Source organism: Lentibacillus sp., from assembly GCF_035301675.1.
GTDB lineage: Bacteria > Bacillota > Bacilli > Bacillales > Amphibacillaceae > Lentibacillus.
The window spans coordinates 54,594-60,961 of sequence record NZ_DATGTT010000018.1 but is presented as its reverse complement, the minus strand read 5'-3'; the positions used below and the strand labels follow the sequence as shown (position 1 = coordinate 60,961).

The following is a 6,368-nucleotide window of genomic DNA, read 5'->3' as shown; positions in this document are numbered from 1 at the left end:
ATTTATCCCAACTCTTAACCTTTTAGATGTATCGCCGGGCGGCCGATTGAATAATATTCAATACCGCTGCCGTTCATTTGTTCCAGCGAAAAGCAGTTTCTGCCATCAAATATGACCGGATTAACCAAATGCTTTTTAAAGGAATTGAGCGGATAGTCTTTAATTTGCTGCCAGTCGGTCACAATAACAGCGCCATCAGCACCGGCCAATGCTTCATCGATTGTTCCGGCATAGTTCACGCCTTTTGGCAAGATGTTTTTGGCATTCTCGGTTGCAGCCGGATCAAACGTATTAATCCCGGCGCCTGATTCGATCAGCTCGTTGATGAGCGGGATTGACGGAGCATTTCGCATGTCATCTGTACCCGGCTTGAATGCCAGTCCCAATATGGCAAACGTTTTCCCTTCCGGATGACCGAACTTTTTCCGGATTTTTTCCGCCAATAATACAGTTTGCCGTTCGTTGACAGCCTGAACGTTCTCCAAAATTGACAATGGATAATCCACATCTCTGCCATACGCTATGATGGCACTCAAATCCTTTGGAAAACAGGACCCGCCATATCCTGCCCCGGCACTTAAAAAGTGTTTTCCGATACGTCTGTCCATTCCGATTCCTTGTGACACATCTGCTACATTCGCACCGGCATGTTCACAAAGATTGGCCATTTCATTAATGAAACTGATCTTTGCAGCCAGAAAAGCGTTAGATGCATACTTGATCATTTCAGCACTTCTCAGGTCGGTTTTGATTATTGGAATGTTAAACGGCCGGTAGAGTTCCTCAACTGTTTGCACAGCTGCCGGGTCTTCACCGCCAATCACAATCCGATCACCGTGAAATGTATCATGAACGGCCGATCCCTGACGCAGGAATTCTGGAGCAGAGACGATTTTGACAGAAAAATGTTGGACGCCATTTTGTTCCATGTATTGTTTAATACGTTCATTCGTGCCGATGGGAACCGTACTTTTGGTTACGATGATTGTATGTTCATGTAAGTGCGGGGCGATTGCTCTGCAGGCGGAAAAGAGTGCTGATAAATCAGCGAATCCATCCTCATGCTGCGGTGTGCCAACTGCGAGCAGAATGACGTCCTTGTCTGTTAAGCCCTTTTTATAATCCGACGTGAAATTCAGTTGTTTCCGGTGCAGATTCGTCCGTAACATTTCTTCCAGGCCTTCCTCATATATGGGAGACAGGCCATTTTGCAATTTTGCAATTTTATCCAAATCAATATCAATACACGTGACGCTGTTCCCTATATGAGATAAGCATACACCTGTGACAAGCCCTACGTAACCAGTGCCGATGACAGCGATATTCACGTTTTGATCCCACCTAACTTGATGTTTAATAAGCTTCTGGTTAATGTTTATGATGATAGAAGTTTTTTTAGTAATGGACGATTGTTATTATGTTGTAGTAAGCTAAAGATGGGAGGCGAAAACAGTGATAAAACAAATCGTTCTCGGACTTTTTCTATTCATGATTATTTTCATTACAAGCAGCAAAAAAGCCCGTGCTCCGAAGCGAAATACGCGCATCAGCGGCGTCCCCCTTTATTACCAATATCCGGATCTGCCGACGGGGTGTGAGGCAACATCACTTGCAATGCTGTTAAGCTGGGGGCTTAATGATCCGATCAGCAAATATTCCGTGGCAGATAAACTGCGGAAAGGACCCAAAGTACATGAAATCGACGGTGAATTGAAAGGCACTCACCCGAATAAAGCATTTGTCGGAGACCCGTATACTGACTCAGATGATGGCAGTTTTGGTGTGTTTGAGAGACCGATATTGGAAACGCTTGAAGAATTCATGCCGGGATACGGTGTGGATTTGACGGGACAGCCTTTTGAAGAAATATTAAACATCGTCCGATCGGGAAAACCGGTTATGGCCTGGACGACGCTTGAACAACGGCAGACATATTACGGTAAAACATGGACAGACGATGATGGTGATGTCATTGACTGGTACCAGAATGAACATGCCGTTGTGCTGACGGGTGTTTATGGCGATGGTGTCATTGCGCATGATCCGCATACCGGTAAAGCGGAATATTATGACCGCGAACTGTTTGAACGGAATTGGGCATCACTGGGCAAACGTGCTGTAACACTCAAAGCAAAAATAAATGAGATCGAAAAAATGTGAGGCAGGTTGACATGAAAAAAATTGTTATAGCTATCATTGCTGTTGTACTTTTGGCTCTTTTCTTCTTTTTGAATAATAATAATGAAGAAACTGAAAAAATGCAGCAGGAAACCAATAACCAGGACGAAGAAAAAGAGGAAGCGGAATATAAACATCCTCCTGAGAAAGCACAAAACCTTCTGGATGAGCAGGAGCAATTGGAATCCGACATTTTATCCGAAAGTGAAGGCAGTACCCTGGATGATCCGTATGTGAAACTTGATCCGTATAACAGAAGTCCACTGGCGGCGTTAGTCATTTTTGACACGAATGAAGCTGCCAAAGTTTCTTTTACCGTTAAAGGCAAAGATGATGAAACGAATATTTCGAAAACCATGAAGGACTTTAAAACACATCACGAACTGCCTGTGTTGGGTCTTTACCCTGACCATGACAATACGGTAAAAATCACAGCGGAAACGGAATCCGGGGAAACACTTAAAAAAACAATAACCATCACAACAGGTGAACTGCCGGATTATATACCGGATGTTGACATTAAAACTGTTGATAAAAACAATGTGGATATTGAAAAAAATGAACTGACCTTTGCCATTCCGAGTACAAAATTTGTTTACGGTTTTGATATAAATGGTGACATCCGCTGGTATGGATCAGGATATAACAGCCATGTCCTCCAGGAATTAAACAACGGACACCTCTTATATCTGGGTAAAGATGATAACAGCGGAACTGCCTATAATCGCCTGTTTGAAACAGATTATATGGGCAAACTCTATAATGCTTTCAAGATCAGTGATGCAGATGCTGAAAGGGAAGCCAAAGGAATGGAACGAACCTTAATTCATCACGATGCCGCTGAACTGCCATCAGGCAATCTGCTGCTGACAGTAAATGACAATGGCGATAAATATATGGAGGACACAATGATTGAAATCGACAGGGAAACCGGTGATGTTGTGAAAAAAATCGATTTAAAAGATCTATTCCCTGCGGAAGCTTATGAAGACTATGACAGTACCGAAAGTGAAGATGGTTCGACAGACTGGTTTCATCAAAACTCCGTCGTGTATGATGAGCGCGATGACAGTATCATCATTTCCGGCCGGAACAGTGATACGGTAATGAAGATTGATTATGAAACCGAAGAGATAAAATGGATGCTGGCGTATCCGGAAGGCTGGAATAAAACCATGCAGGAGCACCTGATTGATGGTCAGGGAAAAGACTTCAAATACCCGGGCGGCCAGCATGACGCGAACATTCTTCCTGATTTTGATAACAATCCGGACACACTTGATCTGCTGCTGTATGACAATAATGTGGTCGTTACACGCGGTGATGAGGATTTGTCCAAGCAGTTCAGTGCTGCCACTCACTACCGTATCAACGAAAAGACAAAAGAAGCGGAAGTGATCTGGAGCTATGGTGAAGAACGCGGCGAGGCATTCTTTACCAATATTATCGGCAGTGCCCGCTATCTGCAGGATAAGGGCAACATGTTAATTGATTTCGGCCATGTCGATTCCGGTGAGCAAAGCAATATTGTCGAGGTAACACACAACAAGGAGTCCGACGTGGTATTCGAGGCGGAAATAACGGATTTTCCAAAAGGTGCATGGGTTTATCGCTCCGTCAGATATTCACTGTATACGAATACGTGGGAAAACAAGTTTAAATTAAATGAATAGCGGTCAGGATTTATTCCAAAGCCGTTTATAAGAAAAGACCGGGTGAAGGTAGAGCCCGGTCTTGTTCATGGATTTTTTCCATAAAATAAAGGTTCAATTTTCCGGGTTATCCGGGTTTTTAGACTCTGCTCCCGGTTCAGATGATTCTTCATCAGGTTTTTCCGTATTTCCGGATTCTTCCTGATTTGGCTCCTCTGGTTCTTCCGAATTATTAGAAGACTCTTCTTCTGATGAGGATTCTTCGTCTTTAGGTTTTGACTCCCCAGTTTCTTGTTTCTCATCATCATTGGACTTATCCTCTTGTTTATCTGTTTCATCTTTTGATTTATCTTCTTCATCGGACGGGGATGATTTTGTTTCTTTATCTTTAAAGTTTTTATCCTCAGATTCCGTTGAATTCTTTGTTGTGTTTGTTGTTGTTTCTTCCTGTGATGTGCTGGTCTGTGGGGCGTTGGCCGATGAACTTGAATAATTATACGATGATTCCTGAGTATCAGCAGCTGCCTGTTCCCCCGTATCGGTGGTCTCTGCTGTTTCTTCATTTGTATGATCGGCCAGTTCTTGAGTCTCGTCCACATCATCTGATTCCGGCGTTTTTTCTTCCATATCTTTCTCGCTGATATTTATCACCGGAGTTGTATAGTCTTCGCTGTTTTGCCTTGCCGTTATAGCAGTATCGGGCTGAACACGTTCAGTTTCTTCTTCTGAATCCTCAGCCTCAGCTTCCTTGTCAGCAGGGGTTGGCGGGTTATATTCGTGCAGCGACATAATAATAATAATAGCTGCAACACCGGTTATATTTGCTGCTATTAAGACTTTCTTCCATTTTGTTTGACCCATACGGCACCTCCAATCAATGGATTGCCCTTATCTTATAAAAAAATTGTCAAAAAGTAAATTGTATGACACATTTTGCCGGAAATAATATTATGACCGCAAGCGTCACTGGGTGGTCGTGCTATAACATTTAGGACAAATGATCGATTTTTCATTGAAATATTTCCCTGATTTGGTAGTATTATCTTAGGAATATGATCTTAGATTTATAAGAAGGGAAATATTCGGAGGGATTTGATGAAAAAGAGCTTTATTTTGGCTGCTGTTGCGGTAATTGTCAGTCTTTTGCTTGTTTCTTGCGGTTCAGATGAGCAATCAGTTTCAGGTACAGATAAGAAAAAGGAAGAAGCTGAACAGTCTGAAGAGCAGAAACCGAAAGAAGAAGAAACGGAAAGTCCTGAGAAAGACTTTGAAGTCGCAACAACGATTGAAGAAATCATCGAGCAGGACCCGGGGGAGTATGCGGGCAACAAGTATAACGAAGCAGTGGTACATCGTGCGCTAGATGAGAAAAACTTTCAGGATAAAGACAGTTTTCAGGTATACGCTCATTTGCTCAATCTAATGAGCGAATCCGGCCAATATAAGGAGTATCATTCGTTTGTCAAAAATTTTAACCCACAGATTGAAACTGCTCTTTCCGATACACCTGGCAGCATGAAACTTGAAAACGGCGAGACTGTTAACGGAACAGCGAATATCGCCATCCTTCTTGATGCAAGTGGCAGTATGGCACAAAAAATCGGCGGGACCACCAAAATGAAACAGGCGAAAGAAGCCATTAACAATTTTGTCGCCTCGATGCCCGAAGCCTCCAATGTCTCGTTAAGAGTATATGGGCATAAAGGAAGCAACGCCGACAGTGATAAGAAAGTATCGTGCTACAGTACTGAACTGGTTTATGAGTTACAGTCTTATGATAATGAAAAATTCGGCGATGCACTGGATAAATTTGAGCCGACTGGCTGGACACCAATTGCCAAGTCCATATCCGAAGCCAAAAAGGACTTTGAAAAAGCTGAAGATGCTAGTCAAAACATTATCTACGTCGTCAGTGACGGTGTTGAAACATGTGGAGGAGACCCAGCCAAGGCCGCAGAGGCACTGCATGATTCCAATATCGAAGCGGTCATCAATATTATCGGTTTTGACGTTGACAGCAAAGGTCAGGAGCAGCTGCTTAAAGTAGCTGAAGCAGGCGGCGGGGAATTTAAAACCGTCGATTCAGGCGATGATTTCAAGGAAGTCTGGGAGGATGAACGTGTCCGGCTGTATAATGAATGGAGTTCATGGAACGCAGATAATTACAACAACGTCTCCGGTGAGCAGACGGATAAAAAGAATGAATTATACGGCAAAGAAAGTGATTTCAAAAATTTGACCTACGATGAAGAAGGCCATCTTAAGGATGCTGTTTATTACTTGGAGAATAATGAACAGATCAGCGATGAAGTCGGCAATGAAGTGATCAGCATGATTAAACAGCGCCAAGATATACTTAGCGGCTTAGAGGATGAATTCGATTCGCTGTTGGAAACGGTTGATGAGAAAGGTGATCAATTAAAAGAAGAAATTAATGAAAAAGGCGATGAAATGAAAGAGAAATATGATAATGATTAAAGAGATTATGAACAAAGGCTCGGGGCGCCCGTTTAGCGACGTACGAACTAGCCAAAAATT

The 6,368-nt window shown here is 42.9% G+C and carries 5 protein-coding genes; 3 read left to right on the top strand and 2 right to left on the bottom strand.

The features are described 5' to 3' along the window. Window positions 1-14: 14 nt before the first annotated feature. Complete coding sequence (locus VK097_RS03700; RefSeq protein ID WP_324210454.1) at window positions 15-1,328, bottom strand: UDP-glucose dehydrogenase family protein; 1,314 nt, start codon at window positions 1,326-1,328, stop codon at window positions 15-17. 124 nt (window positions 1,329-1,452) lie between these two features. On the opposite strand from VK097_RS03700, the gene VK097_RS03695 reads away from it, so the two are divergent. Both VK097_RS03695 and VK097_RS03690 read left to right on the top strand, forming a co-directional pair. Further along, on the top strand, window positions 1,453-2,160 hold the full coding sequence (locus VK097_RS03695; protein ID WP_324210453.1) for a C39 family peptidase: 708 nt from the start codon (window positions 1,453-1,455) through the stop codon (window positions 2,158-2,160). Between the two features lie 11 nt (window positions 2,161-2,171). Next, on the top strand, window positions 2,172-3,851 hold the full coding sequence (locus tag VK097_RS03690) for an aryl-sulfate sulfotransferase (protein WP_324210452.1): 1,680 nt from the start codon (window positions 2,172-2,174) through the stop codon (window positions 3,849-3,851). A gap of 93 nt (window positions 3,852-3,944) precedes the next feature. Here the strand turns inward: VK097_RS03690 and VK097_RS03685 are convergent, their stop codons facing one another. After that, entirely contained in the window at window positions 3,945-4,691 is a 747-nt protein-coding gene (locus VK097_RS03685) for a hypothetical protein (RefSeq protein ID WP_324210451.1), read from the bottom strand. A gap of 234 nt (window positions 4,692-4,925) precedes the next feature. Here VK097_RS03685 and VK097_RS03680 point away from each other — a divergent pair, with 234 nt between their 5' ends. Continuing rightward, entirely contained in the window at window positions 4,926-6,308 is a 1,383-nt protein-coding gene (locus VK097_RS03680) for a VWA domain-containing protein (protein ID WP_324210450.1), read from the top strand. Window positions 6,309-6,368 lie beyond the last annotated feature (60 nt).